Annotated in this window: 26 protein-coding genes and 1 pseudogene; 15 read left to right on the top strand and 12 right to left on the bottom strand. The window is 43.1% G+C overall.

From position 1 onward, the window contains the following. Positions 1-153 precede the first annotated feature (153 nt). Positions 154-1,506 carry an L-cystine transporter gene (locus tag QNH36_RS06210; RefSeq protein ID WP_481825319.1) on the top strand — a complete coding sequence of 451 codons (1,353 nt, stop codon included), beginning with the start codon at positions 154-156 and terminating at the stop codon, positions 1,504-1,506. 102 nt (positions 1,507-1,608) lie between these two features. On the opposite strand, the gene QNH36_RS06215 is transcribed toward QNH36_RS06210, so the two are convergent. The 3 genes from QNH36_RS06215 to QNH36_RS06225 form a co-directional block, all read right to left on the bottom strand. Continuing rightward, positions 1,609-2,184, bottom strand: a complete 576-nt coding sequence (locus QNH36_RS06215) for a YitT family protein (protein WP_144474333.1) — start codon at positions 2,182-2,184, stop codon at positions 1,609-1,611. A gap of 125 nt (positions 2,185-2,309) precedes the next feature. Beyond that, positions 2,310-3,611: an NCS2 family permease gene (locus tag QNH36_RS06220; protein WP_283904942.1), complete on the bottom strand. Its 1,302-nt coding sequence runs from the start codon at positions 3,609-3,611 to the stop codon at positions 2,310-2,312. 309 nt (positions 3,612-3,920) lie between these two features. Continuing rightward, positions 3,921-5,789 (bottom strand): dihydroorotate dehydrogenase, encoded by a 1,869-nt coding sequence (locus tag QNH36_RS06225; protein ID WP_283904943.1) that lies wholly within the window; start codon positions 5,787-5,789, stop codon positions 3,921-3,923. 230 nt (positions 5,790-6,019) lie between these two features. Between QNH36_RS06225 and QNH36_RS06230 the strand changes: the two genes are divergently transcribed. Together QNH36_RS06230 and QNH36_RS06235 are read left to right on the top strand one after the other, a co-directional pair. Further along, on the top strand, positions 6,020-6,202 hold the full coding sequence (locus QNH36_RS06230; protein WP_144474339.1) for an H-type small acid-soluble spore protein: 183 nt from the start codon (positions 6,020-6,022) through the stop codon (positions 6,200-6,202). A gap of 147 nt (positions 6,203-6,349) precedes the next feature. Beyond that, positions 6,350-6,733 (top strand): DUF302 domain-containing protein, encoded by a 384-nt coding sequence (locus QNH36_RS06235; protein WP_144474341.1) that lies wholly within the window; start codon positions 6,350-6,352, stop codon positions 6,731-6,733. A gap of 61 nt (positions 6,734-6,794) precedes the next feature. Here the strand turns inward: QNH36_RS06235 and QNH36_RS06240 are convergent, their stop codons facing one another. Both QNH36_RS06240 and QNH36_RS06245 read right to left on the bottom strand, forming a co-directional pair. Continuing rightward, positions 6,795-7,793 carry an inorganic phosphate transporter gene (locus tag QNH36_RS06240; RefSeq protein WP_144474343.1) on the bottom strand — a complete coding sequence of 333 codons (999 nt, stop codon included), beginning with the start codon at positions 7,791-7,793 and terminating at the stop codon, positions 6,795-6,797. A gap of 12 nt (positions 7,794-7,805) precedes the next feature. Continuing rightward, a complete protein-coding gene (locus QNH36_RS06245; RefSeq protein WP_144474345.1) occupies positions 7,806-8,423 on the bottom strand; it encodes a DUF47 domain-containing protein in 618 nt (205 codons plus the stop codon). Between the two features lie 389 nt (positions 8,424-8,812). Between QNH36_RS06245 and QNH36_RS06250 the strand changes: the two genes are divergently transcribed. Together QNH36_RS06250 and QNH36_RS06255 are read left to right on the top strand one after the other, a co-directional pair. Beyond that, positions 8,813-9,640, top strand: a complete 828-nt coding sequence (locus QNH36_RS06250; protein ID WP_251544635.1) for an aldo/keto reductase — start codon at positions 8,813-8,815, stop codon at positions 9,638-9,640. A gap of 392 nt (positions 9,641-10,032) precedes the next feature. Continuing rightward, the gene (locus tag QNH36_RS06255) at positions 10,033-10,290 is read left to right on the top strand and encodes a GlsB/YeaQ/YmgE family stress response membrane protein (protein ID WP_144474349.1); all 258 of its coding nucleotides are present in this window, start codon (positions 10,033-10,035) and stop codon (positions 10,288-10,290) included. Positions 10,291-10,381: 91 nt separating this feature from the next. Here QNH36_RS06255 and QNH36_RS06260 read toward each other — a convergent pair whose 3' ends face one another. Next, complete coding sequence (locus tag QNH36_RS06260) at positions 10,382-11,305, bottom strand: RluA family pseudouridine synthase (protein WP_349654839.1); 924 nt, start codon at positions 11,303-11,305, stop codon at positions 10,382-10,384. A 168-nt stretch (positions 11,306-11,473) separates the two neighbouring features. On the opposite strand from QNH36_RS06260, the gene QNH36_RS06265 reads away from it, so the two are divergent. Beyond that, complete coding sequence (locus QNH36_RS06265) at positions 11,474-11,872, top strand: YhcU family protein (RefSeq protein WP_251544634.1); 399 nt, start codon at positions 11,474-11,476, stop codon at positions 11,870-11,872. 34 nt (positions 11,873-11,906) lie between these two features. Here QNH36_RS06265 and QNH36_RS06270 read toward each other — a convergent pair whose 3' ends face one another. Both QNH36_RS06270 and QNH36_RS06275 read right to left on the bottom strand, forming a co-directional pair. Continuing rightward, entirely contained in the window at positions 11,907-12,377 is a 471-nt protein-coding gene (locus QNH36_RS06270; RefSeq protein WP_144474353.1) for a thioredoxin family protein, read from the bottom strand. 1 nt (position 12,378) lies between these two features. Then, positions 12,379-12,816: a disulfide oxidoreductase gene (locus QNH36_RS06275; RefSeq protein WP_251544633.1), complete on the bottom strand. Its 438-nt coding sequence runs from the start codon at positions 12,814-12,816 to the stop codon at positions 12,379-12,381. Positions 12,817-13,060: 244 nt separating this feature from the next. Between QNH36_RS06275 and QNH36_RS06280 the strand changes: the two genes are divergently transcribed. The 5 genes and pseudogenes from QNH36_RS06280 (at position 13,061) to QNH36_RS06300 (ending at position 19,317) form a co-directional block, all read left to right on the top strand. Further along, on the top strand, positions 13,061-14,599 hold the full coding sequence (locus QNH36_RS06280; RefSeq protein WP_144474357.1) for a bifunctional GNAT family N-acetyltransferase/carbon-nitrogen hydrolase family protein: 1,539 nt from the start codon (positions 13,061-13,063) through the stop codon (positions 14,597-14,599). 828 nt (positions 14,600-15,427) lie between these two features. After that, positions 15,428-17,176, top strand: coding sequence for a phospho-sugar mutase (locus tag QNH36_RS06285; protein ID WP_251544632.1), 1,749 nt, complete (start codon positions 15,428-15,430; stop codon positions 17,174-17,176). Positions 17,177-17,180: 4 nt separating this feature from the next. Next, a pseudogene (locus QNH36_RS06290) lies at positions 17,181-17,384 on the top strand (SDR family oxidoreductase); the annotation flags it as partial. A gap of 139 nt (positions 17,385-17,523) precedes the next feature. Further along, positions 17,524-18,642: a GAF domain-containing sensor histidine kinase gene (locus QNH36_RS06295; protein ID WP_144474361.1), complete on the top strand. Its 1,119-nt coding sequence runs from the start codon at positions 17,524-17,526 to the stop codon at positions 18,640-18,642. Positions 18,643-18,657: 15 nt separating this feature from the next. After that, positions 18,658-19,317, top strand: coding sequence for a response regulator (locus QNH36_RS06300; RefSeq protein WP_144474363.1), 660 nt, complete (start codon positions 18,658-18,660; stop codon positions 19,315-19,317). Between the two features lie 91 nt (positions 19,318-19,408). Here the strand turns inward: QNH36_RS06300 and QNH36_RS06305 are convergent, their stop codons facing one another. After that, complete coding sequence (locus QNH36_RS06305) at positions 19,409-19,663, bottom strand: YhdB family protein (RefSeq protein ID WP_144474365.1); 255 nt, start codon at positions 19,661-19,663, stop codon at positions 19,409-19,411. A gap of 174 nt (positions 19,664-19,837) precedes the next feature. Between QNH36_RS06305 and QNH36_RS06310 the strand changes: the two genes are divergently transcribed. From QNH36_RS06310 to QNH36_RS06320, 3 genes are all read left to right on the top strand, one after another. Beyond that, the gene (locus QNH36_RS06310) at positions 19,838-20,161 is read left to right on the top strand and encodes a DUF3889 domain-containing protein (protein WP_144474367.1); all 324 of its coding nucleotides are present in this window, start codon (positions 19,838-19,840) and stop codon (positions 20,159-20,161) included. Positions 20,162-20,229: 68 nt separating this feature from the next. Then, positions 20,230-21,642 (top strand): SpoVR family protein, encoded by a 1,413-nt coding sequence (locus tag QNH36_RS06315; RefSeq protein WP_144474369.1) that lies wholly within the window; start codon positions 20,230-20,232, stop codon positions 21,640-21,642. 160 nt (positions 21,643-21,802) lie between these two features. Beyond that, a complete protein-coding gene (locus QNH36_RS06320; protein ID WP_283904944.1) occupies positions 21,803-22,720 on the top strand; it encodes a cation diffusion facilitator family transporter in 918 nt (305 codons plus the stop codon). Positions 22,721-22,750: 30 nt separating this feature from the next. Here QNH36_RS06320 and QNH36_RS06325 read toward each other — a convergent pair whose 3' ends face one another. Continuing rightward, complete coding sequence (locus tag QNH36_RS06325) at positions 22,751-23,071, bottom strand: ArsR/SmtB family transcription factor (protein ID WP_144474373.1); 321 nt, start codon at positions 23,069-23,071, stop codon at positions 22,751-22,753. Between the two features lie 64 nt (positions 23,072-23,135). Further along, positions 23,136-23,816 carry a DUF421 domain-containing protein gene (locus tag QNH36_RS06330; protein WP_251544629.1) on the bottom strand — a complete coding sequence of 227 codons (681 nt, stop codon included), beginning with the start codon at positions 23,814-23,816 and terminating at the stop codon, positions 23,136-23,138. Between the two features lie 150 nt (positions 23,817-23,966). Here QNH36_RS06330 and QNH36_RS06335 point away from each other — a divergent pair, with 150 nt between their 5' ends. Beyond that, entirely contained in the window at positions 23,967-24,335 is a 369-nt protein-coding gene (locus QNH36_RS06335) for a YidH family protein (protein ID WP_144474377.1), read from the top strand. A 15-nt stretch (positions 24,336-24,350) separates the two neighbouring features. On the opposite strand, the gene QNH36_RS06340 is transcribed toward QNH36_RS06335, so the two are convergent. Beyond that, positions 24,351-25,001: a DUF3939 domain-containing protein gene (locus QNH36_RS06340; protein ID WP_283904945.1), complete on the bottom strand. Its 651-nt coding sequence runs from the start codon at positions 24,999-25,001 to the stop codon at positions 24,351-24,353. Positions 25,002-25,135: the final 134 nt, after the last annotated feature.

The raw sequence follows: 25,135 nt of genomic DNA on the forward strand, positions 1-25,135 counted from the left end.
CATAAAGTATACTGTATAAAAATTTAGGAAAAGGAGGAGAAGATTTTAATTCCGAGTTGACTTATCAGAATACATGTATTATATTATTCGAGATTGATAACATAGGAGGGGAAATGAGTGACTACTGGATTAGTGATTTTAAATATTGCAATCATGCTGGGTATTATAGCTATTCTTTTTTACTTGCAAAAAAAGCATGTATCTTTTTCTAAAAGGGTATTCATTGCGCTCGGAATTGGAATTATCTTCGGTTTCGCACTGCAATTAATCTATGGGGCAGGTTCGGAAATCATCAACAAGAGTGCCGACTGGTTTTCTATCGTTGGCAGCGGATATGTGAAATTCCTGCAGATGGTTGTCATGCCGCTCGTGTTCATATCAATTCTTACGGCTTTTACTAAGCTGAAACTGACCAATAATATTGGCAAGATAAGCACGCTGATCCTTGGACTTCTGGTCGGTACCACGGCGGTTGCAGCAGCTGTGGGGATTGCCACGGCTGTCGGCTTCGATCTCGAAGCGGTCCAAATCACGCAGGGAGATGCTGAACAGGCGCGTGCAGCTGCACTGGAGGAGACATATGGCGGGATTGAGGGGCGGACAATGCCGCAGCAAATTCTCGATCTCCTGCCGGCCAATCCATTCCTGGACTTCACAGGAGCAAGGCCAACTTCTACAATATCTGTCGTGATTTTCGCTGCATTCCTGGGGATCGCCTTCCTTGGAGTCAGAAGGAAGTCTCCGGACCAGGCAGAGCTGTTCGCTAAGATAGTGGATGCTTTCTATGCAGTCATCATGAGGGTCGTGACACTGATTCTGAGGCTGACTCCGTATGGTGTTCTTGCGATCATGACCAAGACAGTTGCCTTAAGTGATTTCGATGCAATCCTCAAATTGGGTAAGTTCGTAGCCGCTTCTTATGTCGCGCTTGCCATCATGTTCATCATCCACTTGCTATTATTGACGATTGCTGGATTGAATCCGGTCACTTATGTTAAGAAAGCATTTCCTGTGCTTGCGTTTGCCTTCACTTCAAGGACGAGTGCAGGGGCGCTGCCATTGAATATCAAAACCCAGCGCTCACTTGGTGTTCCAGAGGGAATCGCGAACTTTGCAGGATCGTTTGGCCTATCAATCGGCCAAAACGGCTGTGCCGGAATTTATCCTGCTATGCTGGCAGTCATGATTGCGCCGACAGTAGGAATCGATCCATTGTCACCATCATTCCTGGCGACAGTGATTATAATTGTGGCAATCAGTTCCTTTGGGGTAGCCGGTGTTGGAGGAGGAGCCACATTCGCTGCATTGCTTGTGCTCTCTGCATTGAATCTGCCAGTCGGTCTTGCCGGCTTGCTGATTTCAATTGAGCCATTGATTGATATGGGCCGCACAGCGGTAAATGTCAGCGGATCGATGACATCAGGCATATTGACTAGCAGGATTACAAAAGAAATCGATTCTACTGTCTATACAGATATGAATCAGAAAATTGAAGCGGAAGCTTAATAATGCAAAAAAGCCAGCCAAGTAAGTTTTTGGCTGGCTTTTTTATTGTGATTACATTGCGATCAACGGAAAAGATTTTTAAGTCATCTTTTCACAAAAAAATCAGTAAACGATCCTTCGCTTAATCACGCACAACGATGTCATAAATCCTGCACAGGTTATGGTGAGCAGAGAAAAAATGAATTTTTCCATCCCAATCACCTTCAGTCCTGACAAAACCACTACTCCATCAATTATGAAAATCATGAATCCGACATTAAGAGGGAAAAATTTATGAATCAATTGGGCAAATAAATCCGTTCCTCCGGTGCTCGTTTCATAACGAAGCATCAAGCCGATTCCACAGCCTACCAAAATACCTCCCATGAATGCACTTGGCAAAATGCCTAAGTGTATTGCGCGTTTCACTGGTACGAATAAATCAATGAACAAGCTTGACGCCAACAAACCATACAAGCTATGAAAAAAGTATTTTCGTTCCAGTATCCATGCCAATAAGAATAGAGGTATGCTCAGGAGGATCATCGTGAGACCTGCAGGAAAACCGTAAAAATAATGAATGATCAACCCAATCCCGATCATACCGCCATCCAGGAGATGGTGGGGTACCAAAAATCCATTCACTCCTACTCCAAGCAACAAGCTTCCCACTATCACAGCAAGAATTTTTCCTGTCATCCCTATCACCAGCCTTGTCCGTCTCACCTTATTTTTATTGTGAAAAGACATGCCTTAGAACAGTCGATAAAAAAAGAACCCGCCAATGGCAGGTTCTATCTTCGATTAAATTTGCAAGTTTTTCCTTAGTGAGGCAGGAACGCAAGCTGGTAAAAGAACAAGACTGCGAAAACATAAAGCAGTGGGTGGACCTCACGCCATCTTCCTCTGACAATTTTCAGAAGAGGATAGGAAATGAAGCCAAGTGCGATTCCTGTAGCAATGCTTGATGTTAGCGGCATGCTAAGGATGATCAGAAAAGCTGGGAATGCTTCATCAAGTTCATCCCATGTGATCTTAGAGATGCTTCCCATCATCAGGCTGCCGACAATGATTAATGCCGGAGCAGTTATAGCCGACAATCCGGAAACTGCGCTTACAAGCGGTCCGAAGAAAGCAGCAAGAATGAACAGGCCAGCAACTGTCAGTGAAGTTAGTCCTGTACGTCCGCCTGCTGCCACACCTGAAGACGATTCAATGTAAGCTGTCGTCGGGCTTGTCCCGAACATAGCCCCAGCTGCAGTAGCAATCGAGTCGGACAGCAGTGCTTCCCGGGCGCGCGGCATGGAATTCCCTTTCATCAATCCTGCTTGATGAGCCACACCGATCATTGTACCTGTCGTATCAAAAATAGTCACAAGGATGAACGAAAACACGACAGCATATAAGCTGTTTTGGATTACATCCATCAAAGCTGTCCATGGATTAAGGACAATCATTCCCTCGGGCAGGGAAGGCATCGCCATGAAACCTTCATTAAAGTTCAGTTGTCCAGTGAAAAAGGCAATGAGGGCTGTGGCAACCATTCCAAGGAAAAGTGCACCATTGATGTTCAGTACCATCAAGATAAGCGTAATGGCAAGTCCAACCAAAGCAAGCAGTGCGGAAGGTGAATGAAGATCACCAAGTGCAACCAGGTTTGTCGGATGTGCCGTGATGATCCCTGTCAGGCGCAAGCCGATAAAAGCAATGAACAGGCCGATTCCGGCAGTGATTCCATGCTTGAGGTTGACAGGGATTGCTTCAATCAATTTTTCGCGGAAAGATGTCAGCGAAAGGATAACAAAGATTAAACCTGCGATAAATACAGCCGCGAAAGCCGTTTCATACGTAATATTTTGATGGTTGCCGACAACGGAATAGGCAAAATAAGCATTCAGGCCCATGCCTGGAGCGATGGCAATAGGATAATTAGCAAATAAGGCCATCCATAAAGTACCGATGACTGCAGCGATGATGGTCGCCGTGAAAACCTGTTCAAAGGGAACACCAGCATCAGCAAGTATGATCGGATTGACGACTACGATATAAACCATCGTGAAGAAGGTTGTTAACCCAGCCATCATTTCAGTTTTTATGGTTGTGTTGTTCTCTTTTAATTTAAACATGAGTTCCTCCAAAATACGAACGTTTTTTAGACACAATAAATATAATATTCGTTTTTAGTGAGTTTTACAAGGGTGAATTTAAAGAAATGGAGAGAATTTGTGATAGGGCAATGCAGTAAAAAATGTAAAATGCCCGTATTGCTTGTATTGTACCCTTATATAGCCGTTTCCTTTCACTAATGGGCCATAGAGAGGGGGAAGCGTTAAAAAAGAAAAGAATCCTTATGCGTGTGCTGCTATTACACAAAGCCACTTTTCATAAGGGTTTTATTTGGTACAAATAAAAAAAGACCGCAGACAATTGCCTTTTTAGGGTATGTCTGCAGTCTTGCATGGCATCTGCTTATGGTTCAACCTGGTGCTCAATTTAAAATAGTCCCTGGTCAGCCATAATCCGCCAAGGTAAAGGGCAAGTGCAAAATAGGCTGGGAAGAGATGAATAAAATCAAGATAGCCGATATAAAAATGGGTGAGGATTCCTGCTGAAAAAGCCGGGATGCCACCGATCAAAAAAGTTCTCCATACCCAGGCAGCCCCCTCGTGGAATCCCCATAAAGCCAGGGTCAGCACCAATAATCCCACGCTGAAAAGTGAGCTGCCGAAGCCTGCTCGATCATGCGCGATGACCGGGATCAACTTTTCGTTGAGTGCATTAAGCTGATCAGGAGTCATGCAAATGTATTGTAGATCGGTATCAACAAATACTGATGTCGTCCCGATAGTGGAAATAATGACTCCTCCCAGGACAAACGAGAAGCCAAGGATCACAAATAATAGCTGTCCAAACACTGCTTTTTTCCAGGCAATATGGTTTGTTCGGTTTTTCGAGGATGGCGGCCCATTCGCACCGCGCGTCTTTCTGTAGCCAATTAGATAAACAGGGAGCAGAATCAGCCAAAACAATCCATGCAGCCAGTCGAAGTAACCGAATCCGAGGAATAGCAAAATTCCGAGGAATCCTGTAATTGACCCGATATTAAATGCTTTCCTCGTCCAATGTATGCCATGTCTGATGCCATAGCGGGCAAGCTGCATGTAAATAAACCCGCCGGAAATCATCGTTCCCGCCAGGGTCATCCGGTCATGGGACATGAATTTATACAGGTTAGAGTTATAAGCAATCAATTCAACCCTGCTCATTTGCATAAAAGCTTCATCATAGAAAAGGATTACCTTCGTCAAACTATAAAAAAGGACAATGGAACCACCAAGTAAAATAAACAGTCCGAAAAGCCAATACCATACCCATCCCGAATGATCTTTTTCTTCTTTGCGGGTATCAAGCATCGCTTCCTGGATTCTTTTTGGCAGGCCAGGACCTGATGCGATATAGCCTCCAGACAGAAAGACAAGTTCTGCTCCTGCTCTGAAAAGTTCAAGGGCATCAGCAGGTTCGGCAACTCCTCCCGAAGTCACGACAGGGAGTGCAATTTCTTTTTTTATCATCGATAAAGCACGGGTCAAACTGCTGATTTGCTGTAAAGCCAGAACCTGTTTGCCGGATTTCAGGGCGCGGTCTTCCTCAATCATGATTCCATCAGCAAACGCACTGGCTTCCTTAAGTTTCGAAAGAGTTTCCGGAACAATGGTATGTCTGACTGCTATAAGAATCGGTCTGTTATCCAACAAAGCTTTTATTTGTGACAGATTATCCGGGCTTTTTAAGGAGTCGATTTCTATTACAAATGCATCCCCAACTCCTTTGAAATGTCTGGCAATCGTCTCTGGTTCTTCCAGTCGGATCAGAACTGGAACACTTAATTGCTTCTTTTTCAGAGTGTCGATTGTGGCTGCAAGTCCAATCGTCTGCAGGTTTTCTGGCAGGATCAGAGCATCTTCTGATGAATCCAGTGATGCATCGACAACATGATCCCGTGGTAAAACGGTAACAGGGCCAACTTCGATTGTTCCAAACCCAAGCGTTTGGAATGCTTGAGTCCCTGTTAATTTTGGGTCGATTTTTCCGCTTAATCCAACAGGGCTTTCGAATTCAAGTCCAAAAAGATTGCGGGATAATTTTCCTGAAGGACTCATATGGCCGAGAAACTCTATGAATGATTTTCCTCCAGGGATACTGGCAATCGTCGACATTCCCCTGTGAATGAATTCCCTGCCCGCATTTCCGGGAAGCCTTGATAACCATGGTTTAAATAGCGTGTGATAGGACCAATCAGGCATAATGTCCTCCTGAATTTCAGACTTTTCTTCTATTTTAACGCAAACGGGCATTTTAGTGGCAGGAGGATTAGGATATTTTCAAGCGTACTTATCGTTGCTTACGAAGACGATTGACCTAAAATAACATTAGAATTGAGTTACAACGAATGCAAAGTTTCTTTAAATGTTCCGCATAAAAACTAAAGCTTCTAGCTAAAATAGTGGAGAAAATGGATTGTGGAGGTAGGGAAATGGATTTGAACCGCGTAAAGCAAATTTTATCGTCATCTGCAGAAATCGATGTCGTCTATAATGGTGCATCTGTCTGGATTGATCATTTAAATGAAGATGGACGGACCGCGACTGTTCATCTGCGGGGACCACTGGAAGAGAGAACAACCGTGGAGATTTCCGAACTGCAGGAAAGGTCATAATGTAAATGGATTACGAGAAAGTTATTTACCGTCGGTATGCAAAAAATTGTACGGCGGTTTTTTACTATGGCACAATGTATATAATACCTATAGTGGTTTATCTGCTAGTGTTTTAAGGTATTTTAAAATCGAAAGGAGAGATGAAGTATGTTCCATCATACAATTGAAGTGGACAAGTCATTGAATGAAGCGGTATCGGCACTTGAAGCAAGCCTGAAAAATGAGAAGTTTGGAGTCCTTTGGTCTCTGAATATGAAGGAAACACTGGCTGGTAAAGGTGTAGAGCTTGACGGAGACTATATTATCCTTGAAGTATGCAATCCACATGAAGCCAAAAGAGTGCTGGAGAAAAATCCGCTCGTGAGTTATTTCCTTCCATGTAAAATTGTTGTTTATAAAGAAAACGGTGCAACCAAGGTGGGGCTTCCGAAACCAACAGAGTTAATTAAACTTGTTGAAAATGAGGACTTGCAAGCCATCGCGTCAGATATTGAGAAAAGGCTGATCGGCGCTATCGACAGCATTAAATAATGACCTAAATAAGAAGCCCAGGGCAGTTGCCCTGGGCTTTTTTCATCAACACAGAAACTCATTAAAAGATAGCATTTAAGATAAAGTACGAGATAGCTGCTACAGTAGCCGAAATTGGCAGGGTAATAACCCATGTAATAATCATGCGCTGTGCTGTAGTCCATTTAACGCCCTTTACCCTATGTGCAGTTCCCACTCCAAGAATGGAAGATGAAATGACATGGGTTGTACTAACTGGCAAGTGGATATAAGTCGCTCCAAATATAATCAGCGCACCTGTCAAATCAGCTGCTACGCCGTTCACTGGACGGATTTTCATGATATTTCCGCCGACTGTCTTAATGATCTTCCAGCCACCGATTGAGGTACCAAGACCCATGGCTAGCGCACAGGAGAACTGTACCCATAGCGGGATATCATTTGTAGTCAGGTAGTTGTTTGCAATCAAGGCCATTGTGATGATACCCATAGCCTTTTGCGCATCATTCGTTCCGTGTGTAAATGACTGCAATGCTGCTGTTGCAACCTGGAAATAACGGAAATTACGGTTCGTCTTTGCAAGATTGTTATTCCTAAACAAGACTTTAAAAATACTATAAACTATAAATCCAATTGCAAAGGCTAAAAGTGGTGAAATAATCAACGCCTGAAGAATTTTCAGGAATCCACCATAATTCAATGCACTAAATCCAGATGCTGCAATCGCCGCACCAGCAATAGAACCGATAATTGCATGCGAAGAACTGCTCGGGATCCCATAGTACCATGTCAACAGATTCCAGAAAATCGCGGCAATCAAAGCAGCTAAAATCACGATTGATCCATTTTCAAGTGTGAAAGGATCAACAATATCCTTTGTAATTGTTTTGGCTACACCAGTAAAAGTCATGGCGCCGACAAAGTTCATGATGGCAGCCAGTAGAATCGCATGGCGAGGCTTAAGGGCTTTCGTTGATACGGAAGTGGCGATCGCATTTGCTGTGTCGTGAAAACCATTGATGAAGTCAAATGCAAGAGCCCCGATAACAATCAATACTGTTACTATAAAAACTACATCCATTTTTCAGGCTCCTTACGCGTTTTTCATAACGATGCTTTCAAGAGTGTTTGCAACATCCTGACAGCTGTCTGCGATCTCTTCAAGGCCTTCATATATTTCCTTGTACTGAATGATTCTGATTGGATCTTTTTCCACCGAGAATAGGTGTTTAATGGACTGGCGAAGGACGCCGTCACATTTTGATTCAAGATCCTTAATGCGAATGGCATGTTCTCTTATTTGTTTAAGTTTTTTTGTTGTCAACAGCTGAACGGCTTGTTCAATTTCAAATGCAGCACTCTTGATGGCTGCTACGAACTGCATCATGAATTCATCTGCTTTCGTGATCGAATACATATCAAACAGGTTCGCGCATTGTTCCATCCCATCAAGAACATCATCCATTGACATAGAGAGGGCAAGAATGTCTTCTCTTTCGATAGGAGTGATGAACGCATTATTCAGTTCCATGATGACTTCATGGATGTAATTATCACCTTTCGTCTCCATATCCTTCATTTTTTCAGTGAAGATTTTTAGATCGCTGGCATTGTTGAGTTTATAATCAGCAAAATATTCACTGCTTTCTTTCAGATTCACGGAAATATCCGTAAGCAAGATTGCAAACTTGTCCTTTTTTCTGAAAACCATTATGGTCCCCCCACTATTATCCAAAATAAATTTTTGAAGCGAAATCTATTTTAGCTTAAAGATGTCGAAATAAGAAGATGTTTGCGAAAAAAATTACATGAATTTAATAAAGAACATGTTTCTTTTTTTACAATCTTAACAAAGGATTAATGATGATTTCCTTGTTTAATCATCCTCTAAACATTTTTTCAGGGGGAAAAGCCCATTTTTCAAAAGTGATTTGTCCGGCTGTTTAGGACAAATTTTAGCCGGGAAATTAGATATTGAGAGAAGATGAAGATTTCGGCCATTGAGCCGTTTATATAGATTTAGCGGCTGCTTTTCGGCAGCCGCTTTGATTTGTAATCCATTTTGATGAGGGATAAAATGGATAAAAAGGAGGGGGTTCCATGAAGAGCATTTTTGACAAAGTCAAATTACATAATGGAGTGGAAATGCCTGTACTGGGTCTTGGTGTATACAAAGTAGAGGAAGGGACACAAATCGAAGAAACGATTCATTCAGCACTGGATTACGGATACCGGCTGATTGATACAGCTTCTTTTTACCAAAATGAAGAAGGTGTAGGAAGAGCCATCGGGAACAGCAGCATCCCAAGAGAAGAATTGTTCATTACCACGAAGGTCTGGAATTCTGAACAGGGATATGACAATACGTTGCGAGCATTTGATGAAAGTATGGAGAGGCTGGGCCTGAAGTATCTGGATTTGTATCTGGTACACTGGCCAGTAAAAGGAATGTATTTGCAAACATGGCGTGCGCTCGAAAAACTTTATAAGGAGGGCAGGGTAAAGGCTATTGGTGTCAGCAATTTTAAGATACATCATTTGCAGGATCTCCTAAGCCACTGTGTTGAAAGGCCAGTAATCAATCAAGTTGAGCTTCATCCATTGCTGGCGCAGACGGAACTTCGGAATTTCTGCCGTCAAAATGAAATTAAGGTGGAAGCATGGTCGCCATTATCCAGGGGGAGATTCCTGGATGAACCTGTATTGGGAAGCATCTCCGACCGTCATGGAAAGACCCCAGCTCAGGTTATTTTAAGGTGGCACCTGCAGCATGAAATTATTCCGATCCCCAAATCGGTCACGCCGTCAAGGCTGAAAGAAAATGCGGAGGTATTCGATTTCAAGCTTAGTCAACAAGAAATGGCAGAGATTGATGGCCTCAACAAAGATCAGCGGTTTGGAGCTGATCCTGACCACATCGATTTTTAATATAAGCTAAAAGCGGACTGAATTTTTATCAGTCCGTTTTTTATTTTCTAAAATGGATACACTAAAAACAGAGATAAAACCCAACGAAAAGTTTTAAATAGGATTTGGAAATTGAAGGTTTTAAAACAATCGGAGGGTGGTAATGTAGGTGTACAAGCAGAAGACAACATGATTCAACATCTTAGATTTACTGCTTGTCTGCTGCAGAATCTCATGTTTAACATCACTGTTAAAGAGGTAAAATAAAATTAGAGCAAGCTGGTAAGCTCCCGGGAAGCAATCTTCACCAGCACAGCCTGATTTTAAAAACACTGCAGCATGAAAAATGGGTGCATGAACACCTGGCACTACTACTTTACATTACATTCACATCATAAGGAGGAAGAACAATTATGTTAAGTTTTCTTTGGGCATTAATTATCGGTGGTATTATTGGATGGATAGCAGGACTAATCCTTGGAAGAGATATTCCAGGCGGAGTCATTGGTAACATCATCGCAGGTTTTGTAGGTGCTTGGATTGGACAAGCAATCCTGGGTGACTGGGGACCTGTAGTAGCTGACTTTGCGATTGTTCCAGCCTTGATCGGTGCCATCGCACTAGTATTCATCGTCAGCCTTGTAATGAAGAGCATGCGCAGAGCTGACTAATAAAAGGTAAATGAGCCCTTCCGAAATTCGGAAGGGCTTTTTTGTGTGGAATGGGTAGCGATCAAAGTCATTCTTTGTTGCCACCAAAATATCAAATTTCATATGGATCAATATTAATAAAAATCGGTTCCTCGTCGATAAAAGGAGCATGACATATTATTTTTTCCTGTGTAAACGGGTGGGTGAATTCCATCTTTACTGCATGCAGCGCCTGCCGGTGGAAGGCATCACTTCCCCCATACAGCTCGTCTCCAGCCAGCGGGTGTCCAATGGAGCTGAAGTGGACACGGATTTGATGGGTTCGGCCTGTATCCAATGAACACTGGATGAGGGTAAGGTCTCTCTGTTTAAGTTTTTCCAAAACTTTATAATGGGTAATCGCTTGCTGGCCTGTATCGGATACACGCCTTCTAGTTGGGTGGTGGCGGTCTCGCCCAATTGGTTTATCAATTGTTCCTTTTTTCTGCCTGATGATTCCATCTGCCAGTGCCAAATAGGTTCTTTTGATTGAACGTTCCTCAAGCATCTTATCAAGGATGGCGGCAATCAGGGGATTTTTCGCAAAAAGGACAGCACCAGTGGTATCCCTGTCAAGTCTATGAATATGGCGCGGTCGGTTGACCTCGCCACTTGCCTGCATATGGAATGCAGCAGCGTTAGCAAGTGTGCCGGTCTGACCATCTGCATTTGGATGGGTGTCCATTCCCGCGGGCTTATTGAAGACAATTAGGTGATCATCTTCATAAATGATGTCAACATTCAAATACTGGGGGATGAAAGTCGATTCTTCCTCAGTAAAAAGCTTGAGGCTTAGTCGCTCATTCTTACTCAGAGGGAGTGTCCAATCAGGCACCTGTCCATTTAGTAAGACGCTCTTTTCCATCCGGAAGGTATGGACCAGCTTTTTCGGTGCCTTCCAAAAGTCCTTGAAAAGAGTTTCGAGTGTGTATTTTTCCCATTCTCCGGGAACCGTGATTTCAAACCAGTTGCCTTTTTTGTTTGTCTGAATCATCATAATCTCCTTATTTGTGTATGTAAGATAAGATTCCATTTTACCTTAGGTTTTGTCAACTTTTACCGCCTGCATGGGCATAATTACCACCCAGTTAATTGGAATGGATATGTTATTCTAGGAATATATATTACGATTAGATTACAAAGGGTTAAAAAGGTGGGTCGATCATTGAAAATTGTTTATGCGTCTACACCCGGACAGGAAGAAAAAGTGGTAGAGCTTGCGAATTATTTTTACTCTGATATTTTTCCATTATACTTCACGGATGAAGACATACATGAATTCGAAATGCTGGAAGTGTTACATACAAGGCCGGAACAGTTCGAGAGATTCAGTACACTCGGAGACGCTTTCCAGGTCATTACAAGTATGCAGACGTTGATCTCGATCCTGGAGTCTGGCCATATTCCCGAAAAATATCAGTCCATGTTCCGTAAAAATGTCCAGATCTTGACGGACTACGGAATTTGCTTCCCTTTCAATTACAGTCAGTTCTCTGAATCAAAACATGTCCATCTAGAGTATATCAGTACTTATGCCAAAGCTGCCAACAGACTCTTGTTATAAGAAGAAAACGCCTGCGAATCGCAGGCGTTTTTCGTTATTTCAGAGTGTACTCATTGAACCAATCTTTAAAAGTGGCTTCTTCCTGATAGCCGACGATCCGGTTAACTTCTTTTCCATCCTTGTATTGGACAATGGTTGGAGTCGATTCGATTCCGTAATCATTCCAGCCTTGTTCGAATTCGAGAAGGTTGTATTGTACTAAATCAACATCCATATCCTTTGCCAGAGGTGCGACCACTGGTGTTGTACGGACGCAGTGAGGGCATGTTGGGCTGAAAAAATAAACCGTAACATCTTCTCCGGCTTCAAGCTTCTTATCAAGTTCATCAGGCAGGATGATGTTTTGATAATTTGGGTCATCCAGCTGTTTGACGGTTTCGGGATGAAGCGTATCCTTGCCGTATGGATTGCCTTCAGATTTTTCCTCATTTTGCGCTTTATTGACAAAGAATAAAGCTGCGAACAATCCTATGATAATAACCAAAAAAATGATAACCTTTTTCAACTTAAGCTTCCTCCTTCGATTTCTTCCAAATAACCAGGCTTACAGAAAAAATAATGATGAATGCGGTCAAAGCCAGGAATGGGATGGTGATAAAACCCAACCAGTTGATGTACTGGCCTGTACAAGGCACTCTTCCGCAGGTAACAGCATTATCCGCCATGAATGGAACTTTTTGCAATGAATAATGGTAAAGCGATATCAGTCCTCCGACAGCGGCCATGATCATTGTATAAAAAGAGATCTTATAATCCTTCTTCACAACAGCTATCCCAAGAATCAAGGCAAAAGGATACATCAGGATCCTCTGGTACCAGCATAGCAGGCAGGGCTCATACTGACGGATTTCCGAAAAATATAGACTGCCGAACATCGCAATGATGGATGTGGCCCATGCTGTAAATAATAAGGTTTCCCTTGGATCTTTTTTAGGCTTTTCCAAGCTAATCTCCCCTAAGCTATGTAATTTCTATTTAAACATTCTCTATAAAAGAAACAACTATCTCTCATTACATCTTAAGGAATGTAATAAAATATTTCAATTAACATTATGTGAAATAATTTTTCCCAATAGATCAGGAGAAGCTACATATAGAGTATTATATTTTGTTGATTGCGGGTATAGGGATATGATGAAGTGATTTTTTACATATATGCAAGACGATTAAGAAAGGGTGCATCAATATATGACTGAACTGGATTTGTCCAAATTTGAAAAAAGAATGATTATCCGTAATACAAAGCAAGAGGATATTGAAGAAATCATTAAAATGCAAAATAGCTGCTTTCCTGGGATGGACCCCTGGAAACGTGAGCAGCTGGAAAGCCATCTTGAAATTTTCCCTGAAGGCCAGTTCGTGGCGGAATATGACGGAAAGGTGGTCGGGTCGTGTTCCAGCCTGATCATCAACTTCGACGAATACGATGACCGCCACAGTTGGGACGACATCACGGATGAAGGGTATATCACCAACCATAACCCCGATGGCTATAATTTGTATGGAATTGAGGTAATGACCCATCCTGAATTCAGGAGGATGAAGGTGGGCTACCGTCTGTATGAGGCAAGAAAAGACCTCGCCCGGCAGATGAACCTGAAGAGTATCATCATCGGCGGCAGAATCCCGAATTACCATCTGCATGCGGAAGAAATGTCACCTCGGGAATATGTTAGGCAGGTCGCATCGCATAAAATTTATGATCCTGTTCTCTCATTCCAGCTAAGGAATGACTTCATATTAATGAGGATCAATCCCAATTATTTGCCTGACGATCTTCAGTCAAACAAATATGCAACATTGATGGAATGGAATAATGTCGACTACCATCCGAAATCGAAGCGCTTTTTTAAAACAAGCAACCCGGTCCGCATTTGCGTGGTCCAATATATGATGAGGCAAATTTCATCCTTCGATGACTTTGCACACCAGGTTGAATACTTTACCGATGTCGCTTCCGATGCCGGTTCGGATTTTGCGGTGTTCCCGGAACTCTTTACAACACAGCTCATGTCATTCATGAATGAAAAATCACCGTCGCTCGCTGTCCGCAAAGTGGCGGAATTCACGGAACAATATATTGAACTTTTTACAGATCTGGCGGTACGGTACAATGTCAATATCATTGGAGGCTCCCATTTTGTAAAAGAAGAAGATGAGGAAATTTATAATATTTCCTATCTGTTCCGCCGCGATGGAACAATCGACAAGCAGTATAAGCTCCATATTACGCCGAATGAACGAAGATGGTGGGGGATCAGCCGGGGCGATGAACTGAAAGTCTTCGATACAGACTGCGGCAAAATCGCCATCCAGATCTGTTATGATATCGAGTTTCCTGAGCTTGCGAGAATCGCCACGGATATGGGAGCAAAGATCATCTTCACTCCTTTCTGTACAGAAGATCGCCAGGGATACCTTCGTGTCCGTTACTGTGCCCAGGCAAGAGCGGTCGAGAACCAGGTCTACACAGTCATTTCCGGAACTGTCGGGAACCTGCCTCAAACAGAAAACATGGATATCCAATATGCCCAATCCGGGATTTTTGCGCCATCCGATTTTGAATTTGCAAGGGACGGGATCGTCGGCGAAACGAACCCGAACATCGAAATGGTGATGATTGGCGATGTCGACCTCGAAATCCTCCGCCGCCAGCGCCAGGACGGAACAGTAAGGCAGCTGAAAGACCGCAGGCACGATATATACAGGATTAAATATAAGAAGTAGAAGCTGGCCATGCTGCAGCACCTGGGGAAAAGCACATAATTCCTCAGGTGCTTTTCCATGGGATTGGGGCAGTATCCCGGTAATCATCCTTTATTTGCGATTTACACCTTGGAAAATCAAGTAACTGGGAGTCACCAATAAAGCGTCTTGGTACTCTGAAAAGCCAGAAACAAGAAAAATAGGTCACCAATAGAGCGGATTGGTGACCTGAAATCCAGAAACTGAAAAAATAGGTCACCAATAAGCGGTCTTGGTGTCTGGATTTCTCAGAATTTGGAAGAATAGGCCATCAATAAGGGTTCTTGATGTCTTAAAAATCCAGAAACTAGAAAAACAGGTCTCCAATACGCACTATTGGAGCAACAGAAATCCAAAATATGGATAATCAGGTCACCAATACGCCCTATTGGAGCACCGAAACTCCATAAAATGGATAATCGCATTACCAATAAGCCCTATTGGATCAACGAATCTCCATAAAATGGAAAATAGTGTCACCAATAAACCCTATTGGAGCAACGAAATCCATAAAATGGATAATCGCATTACCAATAAGCCCTATTGGATCAACGAATCTCCATAAAATGGATAATCGTGTCACCAATAATGGTGCCCTAAAATCCCAGTAACAGAAAAAACGTATCACCAATATAACGTCTAGGAAACCTGAATACAGAAAACAGAACGAGATCGCCTATGTCCAAGTGGAATTCTAAGAAATAATTCCAAAACAATTTAACAAGTTGTCACAAAAGTTATCTAAGATGCACTATCTTGTTTTATAATTAGCTGTAAGATTTAAATCTTATTTTTTCGGGAGGTCATTCGATGGATTGGAAGATGAATGCTGACAAGTGGCTTGGTTTTGCTGGATTGGATCCGGAGCTTAAAACCGAACTTGATTCATTAAAGGAAAACGAGAAGCATTTAGAGGAAGTATTTTATAAAAATCTTGAGTTTGGGACTGGCGGTATGCGCGGGGAAATTGGGGCCGGGACCAATCGTATGAACATATACACTGTGCGCAAAGCGTCGGCTGGACTGGCGGCATACATAGAAGAACATGGGGCTGAGGCGAAGCAGCGCGGTGTCGCGATCGCTTATGATTCCCGCCATAAATCACCGGAATTCGCGATGGAAGCTGCAAAGACTTTAGCTACGCGCGGTATCCAGACATATGTATTTGAAGAGTTGAGACCGACTCCGGAGCTGTCTTTTGCTGTCCGATACTTGCATGCATACGCAGGAATTGTGATTACAGCTAGCCATAATCCGCCTGAATACAATGGATATAAGGTCTATGGTCCGGACGGTGGGCAGCTGCCGCCTGACAGTGCTGACGAAGTCATTGGCAAAGTGAATGAAATTGAAAATGAATTGTCAATCGAGGTACTGGATGAGCAGGAGCTGAAGGAAAAGGGCTTGATCAAGATGATTGGGCCAGAAGTGGACAGGGCTTATCTAGAAAAGCTGATGACCATTTCCGAAAATCCTACATTATCGGATGAAACCAATATAAAAGTGGTTTTCACCCCATTGCATGGAACCGCCAATATGCCGGTGCGAAATATACTGACGAATCTTAAGTACCAGAATGTAGTAGTGGTAAAGGAGCAGGAGCTTCCAGATCCTGAATTTTCGACAGTGAAAAGTCCGAATCCTGAAGAGCATGCAGCATTTGAACTGGCAATCCGTGAAGGGAAGAAAATCGATGCTGATGTGCTGATCGCAACCGATCCTGATGCTGACCGCCTTGGAATTGCTGTCAAAGATGCTGACGGCGAGTATACTGTGCTCACAGGGAATCAGACAGGAGCCTTGCTGCTGCACTATATTCTTACACAGAAAAAGGAAAAAGGTACTCTCCAGGCCAATGGAATCGTGTTAAAAACAATCGTGACGTCCGAACTTGGACGTGAAATTGCTTCATCTTTCGGACTTGAAACCCTCGATGTCCTTACTGGCTTCAAGTTCATTGCTGAAAAAATCAAACAATATGAAGAGACGGGAGAATATAAGTTCCTGTTCGGATATGAAGAAAGCTACGGATATCTGATCGGTGACTTTGCCCGTGATAAAGACGCCGTCCAGGCTGCAATGCTGGCGGTTGAAGTGTGTGCGTATTATAAAAAGAAGGGTATGTCTTTGTACGATGCGCTGTTAAGTGTTTTCGAAGAGTATGGTTTTTATCAGGAAGGGCTTCGTTCCCTTACGCTAAAAGGCAAAGAAGGAGCCGAGCTGATCCAGAAAACACTTGGGGTCTTCCGCCAGGAACCGCTTAAGAATCTGGGTGAATTGAAAGTAACGGCAGTGGAAGATTATTTAACAGGTGTAAGAGTGAATGAAAATAACGAGGAAGAAAAGATCCAGCTTCCTTCTTCAAACGTCATCAAATACTATCTTGAGGATGGCACTTGGATGTGCCTTCGCCCATCTGGAACTGAGCCGAAAATCAAGTTCTATTTTGGTGTGAATGACAAGAGTCTTGCAGAAAGCAAGCAGAAGCTCCAAAAAATCGAACAGGATTTCATGCAGGTTGTAGAAGAGAAAATGGAAGCAGCAAAAACCAGGAAGTAAGGGGTACGGAATCCGGGTTGGCACGATCAACCCGGGAATGGTTGACACCTATTTCGCAGACTCCAAACAGGATATTCCTGAAAAAAACGACTGGCTGAAAGTGGAGGACATTGCCAATGCTGTCGTCTATATGGCTTCAGCACCGAAGCATATGCTGATCGATGAAATCGTCATCCATCTACTGGTACAGAATTATCCGATTGCTTAAAATTAAAACCAATCCGAAGAGAGGAGTCTCTCTTCGGATTTTTTTGCTTTTACGACTTTTGTCTGAGTGAGTTTCAGACTTTTTTAGAAAGCGCCATTTTCCGAATAGAGATATAATAAATAGAAACGGGGGGATTTGCATGTCAGGAAATAAAGCTGATTCTAATGTCGGCATTCTGAAGGAAATTGCAGAAGTACTGAACGAGGGGACAGAGCTTAATCGTGTCCTGGCGGAGGTTCTAAGCAGGCTTTTACATATTACCGGCTTGGAGACGGGCTGGATATTTCTAATTGACGGACAGGGTGAATATCAGCTGGCTGCAAAGTCCAACCTGCCGCCTGCATTATCCCGGAATGATTTCATGCCAATGTGCGAGGGCGGCTGCTGGTGTGTGGACCGCTATAATGATGGAAGACTGAATAAAGCAACGAATATATTTGAATGTAAAAGGCTTGAAGATGCGATCAATAATAAAACAGGCGATACGAATGGATTGACGCATCATGCGACGGTTCCATTGCGGGCGGGAGATGAGAAGTTCGGGGTTATGAACGTCGGCTCGCCTCATAAAACACATTTTAAAAAAGAAGAGCTTGCCTTGCTTGAAGCGGTCGCATTCCAAATCGGTACTGCCATAAAACGAATAAAACTTGCTCAGCAGGAGCAGGAGCTTGCGCTGGCAGCTGAGCGTAACCGGCTGGCAAGGGATCTGCATGATTCGGTGAACCAGCTTCTTTTTTCTTTAAGCCTGACGGCAAGGGCTGGCATTGAAATGGCGGGTACCACCGAACTGAAAGAGACTTTTTCATACATACAGGACCTGGCTCAGGAAGCACAGGGGGAAATGCGGGCGCTGATCTGGCAACTGCGTCCCCGCGGCCTAGAGAACGGAATCATATGCGCGCTAGCCGGTTATGCAGAGATGCTGGATTTAAGTTTGGACACAACAGTATCGGGAGTTGCAAGTCTGCCAGGAAAAGTGGAAGAAGCACTCTGGAGAATTGGTCAGGAAGCCTTGGCCAACTGCAAAAAACATGCTGGGACTAATCAAGTTGAATTGTCGCTTAACACGGCAACCGAACTGGTGGAAATGAGGATCAAGGATGATGGATGCGGTTTTAATTTCGATCCGGAAAAAGAGCTGCCTTCACTTGGTTTGAAAAGTATGCAAACTCGTGCTTCTTCACTTGGAGGCCTGGTTGAAATCAAAAGTAAACATGGGGAAGGAACCTCTGTTATCATAAGAATTCCTATTTAAAAGGAGGAACCGTGAATGGCAATTAAAGTGCTGATTGCAGATGACCATCATGTCGTCAGGAGAGGCCTGGCTTTCTTCCTAAGGACACAGGAGCAGCTTGAAATCATTGGGGAGGCAGGTAATGGGAAGGAAGCAGTTGAGCTTGCGGAGAAACTGAATCCTGATATTATCCTAATGGATTTAATCATGCCTGAACTGAACGGTATTGAGGCGACAAAAATCATTAAAGCAAAAAATCCTGATATTAAGATCATGATGCTGACCAGCTATTCCGACCAGGAACATGTCATACCTGCAATCGAGGCTGGAGCATCGGGATATCAGCTAAAAGACATTCAGCCGGATGAACTCGTCAAGTCGATCATCAGGATGGTGGAAGGCGAAAGCCAGCTGCATCCAAAAGCAACTTCACTCGTTTTGAAGCATCTTTCCGGCAATAACCGAACTATTAGAAGACCGCTTGATGAGCTGACCAAACGGGAGCTTGAGGTGCTGAAGGAAATAGCCAGCGGAAAAAGCAACAAAGAAATCGCAGCTGCCTTATATATTACAGAAAAAACTGTAAAGACCCATGTATCCAATGTCCTGGCAAAATTGGAACTGGCAGACCGTACTCAGGCGGCTTTGTATGCAGTCAGGAATCGCCTTGTGGATCAGGAACCTCCTTCGGCCTAGCAGAAACTTCCTGATGGATAACAGCATAAAAAAGAACAAACACGGCACCTTAATATAGGTGGCCGTGTTATTTTTTGGTGGAATTCTCAGTTTAAATCGAGCCGGTTACAGCGGTTTCCAGGCAGTCGTCGCCGGCGGCTTCATTTGCGTGGTCGATGTATCTTAGCAGTGAATACAGGCTTTTTTCAATGACGGTATAATCTTTTTCAAAGTTATAAGCGTGGAGAAAATGCTCAATTTTCTTAGCCAGGAATTGATCCTCGGTCCTGACCATCAGGATGAGCAGGTTATCCCATTGGGACCGATGCGTGTAATATAGTGCGCGGTCATAATCCGTTTTGTTCATTGTCAATCCTCCTTATGAGGAGTTGATAATATTATATGGAGTTGAGTGCGGAACTTCCTCAGAAAATGTTGGACGCCTTTGTTTACAGGGTTTTTTAATATTTACCTGTATATTCGGCCATTAGATGAACTCTGGGTACTTAAGGGGAAAAAACAGCGAAAAGGGGCGTTATAAATGAAAAAGTTTCTTTTATCATTAACAGTAACCATGCTTATGTCCATCGGCTCCCTAAGTATAGATAGTGGTGCGCAAAGGCCTGATTATGAAAAATATGGCCGGATCGCTACCGCCGTGATCAAAGAAGATTTTCCCGGTGAGGAGGTCCAGGATTATAAGTATATGGGCCGAAAGCAAATTGATGATCGGCAGGTGCTGGACTCCTTCCAGTACAAAGTAAATGTAAACGGGAAACCAGTTTTTATGACCGTACAAATCACACATGATTTGAAAAACAACCGATTAGTAAGCCTTAGCGTAACTGAACAGCAACAGCAGTAAAGTTTTTAACCTGTTCATCTTTCTCCTTTTTTTCTCATACATTGTTGTAAGAGGTGAAAGGGGGAGAGATGGTGTCGGAAGAACAGAAGTCTCTAGAATATGCCATTTCTGAAATTACTGAGATTGCAAAGGGATTTGGGCTGGATTTTTATCCGATGCGATATGAAATTTGTCCTGCCGAAATCATCTATACATTTGGGGCATACGGGATGCCAACGAGATTTTCACATTGGAGCTTCGGAAAACAGTTCCATAAAATGAAGCTTCATTATGATTTGGGGCTATCGAAGATTTATGAATTGGTAATCAATTCGAATCCCTGTTATGCTTTCCTGCTTGATTCGAATTCGCTGATCCAGAACAAATTAATTGTTGCCCATGTACTCGCTCATTGCGATTTTTTCAAAAATAATGTACGTTTCCAGAATACGAAAAGGGATATGGTTGAGAGCATGGCAGCGACCGCGGAACGGATCCGCAAATATGAAATCGAGCATGGGAAACAAGCAGTTGAGTCATTTCTGGATGCTGTATTGGCGATTGAAGAGCATATCGATCCTTCATTAATGAGGCCAAAGCTCGCATGGTCAATCGAAGACGATGACGGTGATGATGAACCAGTAACTGCAGCCAGTCCATATGATGATCTTTGGGATCTTGATACAAAAAATGCACAGCCCAAAGAAGCTAACAAGAAAAAGAAATTCCCGCCAAGGCCGGAGAAAGATCTTCTTTTATTCATCGAAAGCTACAGCCGGGAGTTGGCTGACTGGCAAAGGGATATCCTGACGATGATGCGTGAGGAAATGCTCTATTTTTGGCCGCAGCTGGAGACGAAAATCATGAACGAGGGATGGGCATCTTACTGGCACCAACGGATTCTCCGAGAGATGGACCTGACCAGCGGGGAGTCAATCGAGTTCGCCAAATTGAATGCTGGTGTTGTTCAGCCATCGAAGACAGGAATCAACCCATATTATCTTGGTATTAAAATGTTTGAAGATATAGAAGAGCGGTATGATAATCCAACTGAGGAAATGAAACGACGAGGTGTCAAACCAGGATCAGGAAGGGAAAAAATGTTCGAAGTCCGTGAGATTGAATCGGATATATCATTTTTACGCAATTACCTGACCAAGGATCTTGTCATGCGAGAGGATATGTATCTTTTCCAAAAGCAGGGCAGGGAATACAAAGTCGTAGACAAAGCCTGGGAACAAGTCCGTGACCAGCTTGTAGGGATGAGAGTGAATGGCGGGTTCCCTTATCTGACTGTGACAGATGGTGATTACCTTAAAAACGGTGAGCTATATATAACGCATGGCTTCGAAGGAATAGAATTGGACATTAAATACCTTGAAAAAGTTCTCCCGTATATCCATCAGCTATGGGGCCGAAAGTGTCATATTGAAACGATTGTCGAAGGCAGGGCCATGCTTTACACGTATGATGGAAAAGGGGTCCACCGCAAATATTTATAAGTCCAGGACAGAACCGCTGATACCAGCGGTTTTTTTATGTGTAAAAAACATAATAATAAGGTAAATAAAATAGACAAGCTTATTGTTGAACCAATTTTACAATTGAGTCATAATAATATATATGAGCATATATTCATATATGTAAAGGAGGGTCTGACAAATGGGTCATAATCATTCGCATGGTCACAGTCATGGCCATAGTCATTCAAACAATAAAAAGGCATTGTTCTGGTCTTTCCTTTTAATCTCAGCGTTCATGATTGTGGAAGTAATCGGAGGCATCCTTACAAACAGTCTGGCACTTCTTTCCGATGCCGGCCATATGCTTTCTGATGCGGCAGCACTTGGGTTGAGTTTATTTGCGATGAAGCTTGGTGAAAAAAAAGCTACACACTCCAAGACATACGGATTCAAACGTTTTGAAATTATCGCAGCTGCCCTCAACGGTCTGACTTTGATCATCATCTCGGTTTATATCTTTGTCGAAGCATACCATCGCCTGGCCAATCCTCCTGAAGTGCAGAGTCTTGGAATGCTGACCATTTCTGTTATTGGTTTGCTGGTCAATATTGTTGCGGCATGGATTTTAATGCGTGGTGACAAAGATGAAAACTTGAACATCAGGAGTGCTTTTCTTCATGTAATAGGTGACATGCTAGGCTCAGTTGGCGCAATCGTTGCAGCATTGCTCATCTACTTTTTTGGCTGGGGACTTGCGGATCCAATCGCAAGTGTCGCAGTTGCAATCCTGATCATCATCAGCGGCTTCAGGGTTACGAAGGATAGCTTTCATGTACTGATGGAAGGCACCCCAGAACAGTTTAAAGTGCATGAAGTGAAAGAAGAAATCATGAAAATTCCAGAAGTAAAGGATGTGCACGATGTCCATGTTTGGTCGATCACATCAGGGATTTTCATGCTTAGCGGCCATATTGCGGTCAAAGGGGAAGGAGCACATGACCGTGTCCTCAGGGCAGCGCAGACTCTGCTTCATGACCGTTTTGGCATCGACCATAGCACACTTCAGGTCGAAGCGGAGGAACACGGATGCCCGTGTGCGCATGGGCCTTGTAATTAGACTTTTAAAAAAAATGCCAGCTAATCTACTTTAATGATGGCTGGCATGTTCTATGCTTTGCTGCAGCAGGTCAATGACATGTTCGTCGTCATGGGTGTAATAAAGGGTTGTACCCTCTCTCCTGAATTTGACGAGCCGGAGGTTTTTTAAAAAACGCAATTGATGTGAGACAGTTGATTGCAGTAATGACAGTTTTTCGGCAATTTCATTGACTGAATGTTCTCCCTGGAACAGCAGGTGAAGAATCCTCAGACGAGTCGGATCGGATAAGGCCTTGAATGTTTGCGACACCATGAATAGAGTTTCCTCATCCAGTTCAGCAGTTTCCTTTTTCTTTCCTTCCACTTGCATCAGCCTCCCACCTTCATTATACCGTATCCAGGGGCTGATGGAATCGCGCCCGTTAAAATCTGCTCTAGCTCTTCTGCTGGATAAAGAATCCATCAGATTCGGACCATTCAGCGAAATAGACCTCATCCAGCTTTTGTATTCCTTCCTCAGTCAGTTTTTGATTGAGCCATTTCTCATCCTTCCCAATATTTCTAAGACCTTTCAATACCGGCTTTCCTTCATCAACGACAGTTTCAGCGATTTCCGTTCTCGGAGCGTGTACATCTAGCCCTGCGTATGTCGGGGGTTGTGCTTGTGGCTTTAACAGGACGCTGATGTTTCCACTTGTTTCGAGTATGACATCCTTCACATCATTCATTGAAAAAACGCCTTTAAGCCGTAACAGAGATTTTAATTGCTCCATTTCAAGCTCAGCATTATTCAGGTTTTCAATCTGGATTTCCCCATTCTTGACAAGAGGTTCTGCCTGTCCTTTCAGGATTGGCCGAAGGTTATCAGATTTCTGGGTTGTTTTTTCAACAACGAAAATTAACAATCCCCAGACACCAATTCCGAAAAGCATTTCCCAGATCGTAGAAAATGACTTTTTAAACAGGTTTTCCTCGACCAACCCGCCTAAAACGACTGCATAGACAAAATCGAAAGGGGTGACCTGAGACATCTCCTTTTTGCCAAGCAGTCTGGTTACAATAATCAGGGCAGCAAGCCCGATGACCAATTTTACCGCAATCATAAAATACATCATATAATTCCACCCTCCTATATAAGGATGCATAACTATTCCCATTCGCGAGGAATGATAAAACAGGCAGAAAGTGGATAGGGTTGAGCATATGATGGGGAAGCATGGTGTTCACGTGGTAAACTTTATGTGATATCGAAGAGGGGGATCGGAATGGAAGAGAATAAAACGCTTGAATCTAAATATATCCAGCAGCATCTTGCGAACGAACGAACTTATCTTGCATGGGTCAGGACATCCATCGCCATTATTGGGATTGGATTTTTGGCATCAAGTCTGCATTTCAACAATATCAAGTCAGTGAGTCAGCTTGCCGACACGATCGCTGTTTTTGTCAGCATTTTTTCCCTGCTGATCGGCTTGACCATCCTGTTCCTTGCGACCATTCATTACTTTTCTGTACAGAAAAATATTAACAGCCAAACCTTCGAGTCGGCAAATAGTCTGATAAAAGTTTCAACAGGGATTATCTTTTTTATTTTCCTATTGCTCGGGTTATATTTAATTTCCATTTTATTTTGATCCTTGGCTTGATCTTCACGTTTTCATCATTGTGCTGTTTTTCTCTGGTTGTTTATGAGTGACAAGACCATCGTAATTCGTGATATACAACTCGATTTCCGGCTCTGCATCAAGACAATGAGCTTTCAACAACTGATAATAGTTTACCCTGTTCGATGGATCAAATGGCAAAACGGGATACTCTTTAAATTCTTTCACATAATGATCTACGGCTCTTTGGACTTTATCGAGTGTGATCGCAAGGTCCTTCTCATTCTCGGCAAAAATATCGTAGGTTTCCTTTGACATGTAAAATTTCTGGGCGGGGATACCTTTCAAGATAGGGGCGAGTTGTTCTAAATCAATGCTATGATCGTCCTTAACAAGGATCGTTCGGTAAACACCTTTCGGGAGTTGATCGGAATATATTCTGACTGCCTGCCTAATCTCTCCCACACTGGACTCTATGATTGGCCAGGACTTTTTTTCTTCTTTTTCGCCTTGCTTTTTCCTGATTGCAAATGTAACGTGTGCCGCTCCTGCTATTGTGCCTATGATCGTGAACAAAGGATACAAATTGGCCAATAGGTCAAACAGAAAGCCAGTGATGGGCCAGACGATTGCGGATAAAGCTTTCATGACCGTTGTAAAAATGAACAGGATCCCTCTTTTTCTCCCAGTTTTCATTACAATTCCTCCTTTCAAAAAATGCTGACATGTTAAATGGGTCAAAACAAAAACGCTTACAGGTGTTTCCCTCTTAAGAATTCCATGTTTATGGCCGATAAATGAACTGAGAAGAATTAAATCGATGTAAAGGG

Origin of the sequence: Mesobacillus sp. AQ2 (assembly GCF_030122805.1) — a bacterium.
Classification (GTDB): domain Bacteria; phylum Bacillota; class Bacilli; order Bacillales; family Cytobacillaceae; genus Mesobacillus; species Mesobacillus oceanisediminis_A.

What these genes read in the sequence shown, in the direction of transcription:
- QNH36_RS06210 (WP_481825319.1), top strand. Translation starts at nt 154, where the DNA reads ATGCTGGGTATTATAGCTATTCTTTTTTACTTGCAAAAAAAGCATGTA.
- QNH36_RS06215 (WP_144474333.1), bottom strand. Translation starts at nt 2,184, where the DNA reads ATGACAGGAAAAATTCTTGCTGTGATAGTGGGAAGCTTGTTGCTTGGA.
- QNH36_RS06220 (WP_283904942.1), bottom strand. Translation starts at nt 3,611, where the DNA reads ATGTTTAAATTAAAAGAGAACAACACAACCATAAAAACTGAAATGATG.
- QNH36_RS06225 (WP_283904943.1), bottom strand. Translation starts at nt 5,789, where the DNA reads ATGCCTGATTGGTCCTATCACACGCTATTTAAACCATGGTTATCAAGG.
- QNH36_RS06230 (WP_144474339.1), top strand. Translation starts at nt 6,020, where the DNA reads ATGGATTTGAACCGCGTAAAGCAAATTTTATCGTCATCTGCAGAAATC.
- QNH36_RS06235 (WP_144474341.1), top strand. Translation starts at nt 6,350, where the DNA reads ATGTTCCATCATACAATTGAAGTGGACAAGTCATTGAATGAAGCGGTA.
- QNH36_RS06240 (WP_144474343.1), bottom strand. Translation starts at nt 7,793, where the DNA reads ATGGATGTAGTTTTTATAGTAACAGTATTGATTGTTATCGGGGCTCTT.
- QNH36_RS06245 (WP_144474345.1), bottom strand. Translation starts at nt 8,423, where the DNA reads ATGGTTTTCAGAAAAAAGGACAAGTTTGCAATCTTGCTTACGGATATT.
- QNH36_RS06250 (WP_251544635.1), top strand. Translation starts at nt 8,813, where the DNA reads ATGAAGAGCATTTTTGACAAAGTCAAATTACATAATGGAGTGGAAATG.
- QNH36_RS06255 (WP_144474349.1), top strand. Translation starts at nt 10,033, where the DNA reads ATGTTAAGTTTTCTTTGGGCATTAATTATCGGTGGTATTATTGGATGG.
- QNH36_RS06260 (WP_349654839.1), bottom strand. Translation starts at nt 11,305, where the DNA reads ATGATGATTCAGACAAACAAAAAAGGCAACTGGTTTGAAATCACGGTT.
- QNH36_RS06280 (WP_144474357.1), top strand. Translation starts at nt 13,061, where the DNA reads ATGACTGAACTGGATTTGTCCAAATTTGAAAAAAGAATGATTATCCGT.
- QNH36_RS06285 (WP_251544632.1), top strand. Translation starts at nt 15,428, where the DNA reads ATGGATTGGAAGATGAATGCTGACAAGTGGCTTGGTTTTGCTGGATTG.
- QNH36_RS06295 (WP_144474361.1), top strand. Translation starts at nt 17,524, where the DNA reads ATGTCAGGAAATAAAGCTGATTCTAATGTCGGCATTCTGAAGGAAATT.
- QNH36_RS06300 (WP_144474363.1), top strand. Translation starts at nt 18,658, where the DNA reads ATGGCAATTAAAGTGCTGATTGCAGATGACCATCATGTCGTCAGGAGA.
- QNH36_RS06305 (WP_144474365.1), bottom strand. Translation starts at nt 19,663, where the DNA reads ATGAACAAAACGGATTATGACCGCGCACTATATTACACGCATCGGTCC.
- QNH36_RS06310 (WP_144474367.1), top strand. Translation starts at nt 19,838, where the DNA reads ATGAAAAAGTTTCTTTTATCATTAACAGTAACCATGCTTATGTCCATC.
- QNH36_RS06315 (WP_144474369.1), top strand. Translation starts at nt 20,230, where the DNA reads ATGGTGTCGGAAGAACAGAAGTCTCTAGAATATGCCATTTCTGAAATT.
- QNH36_RS06320 (WP_283904944.1), top strand. Translation starts at nt 21,803, where the DNA reads ATGGGTCATAATCATTCGCATGGTCACAGTCATGGCCATAGTCATTCA.
- QNH36_RS06325 (WP_144474373.1), bottom strand. Translation starts at nt 23,071, where the DNA reads ATGCAAGTGGAAGGAAAGAAAAAGGAAACTGCTGAACTGGATGAGGAA.
- QNH36_RS06330 (WP_251544629.1), bottom strand. Translation starts at nt 23,816, where the DNA reads ATGATGTATTTTATGATTGCGGTAAAATTGGTCATCGGGCTTGCTGCC.
- QNH36_RS06335 (WP_144474377.1), top strand. Translation starts at nt 23,967, where the DNA reads ATGGAAGAGAATAAAACGCTTGAATCTAAATATATCCAGCAGCATCTT.
- QNH36_RS06340 (WP_283904945.1), bottom strand. Translation starts at nt 25,001, where the DNA reads ATGAAAACTGGGAGAAAAAGAGGGATCCTGTTCATTTTTACAACGGTC.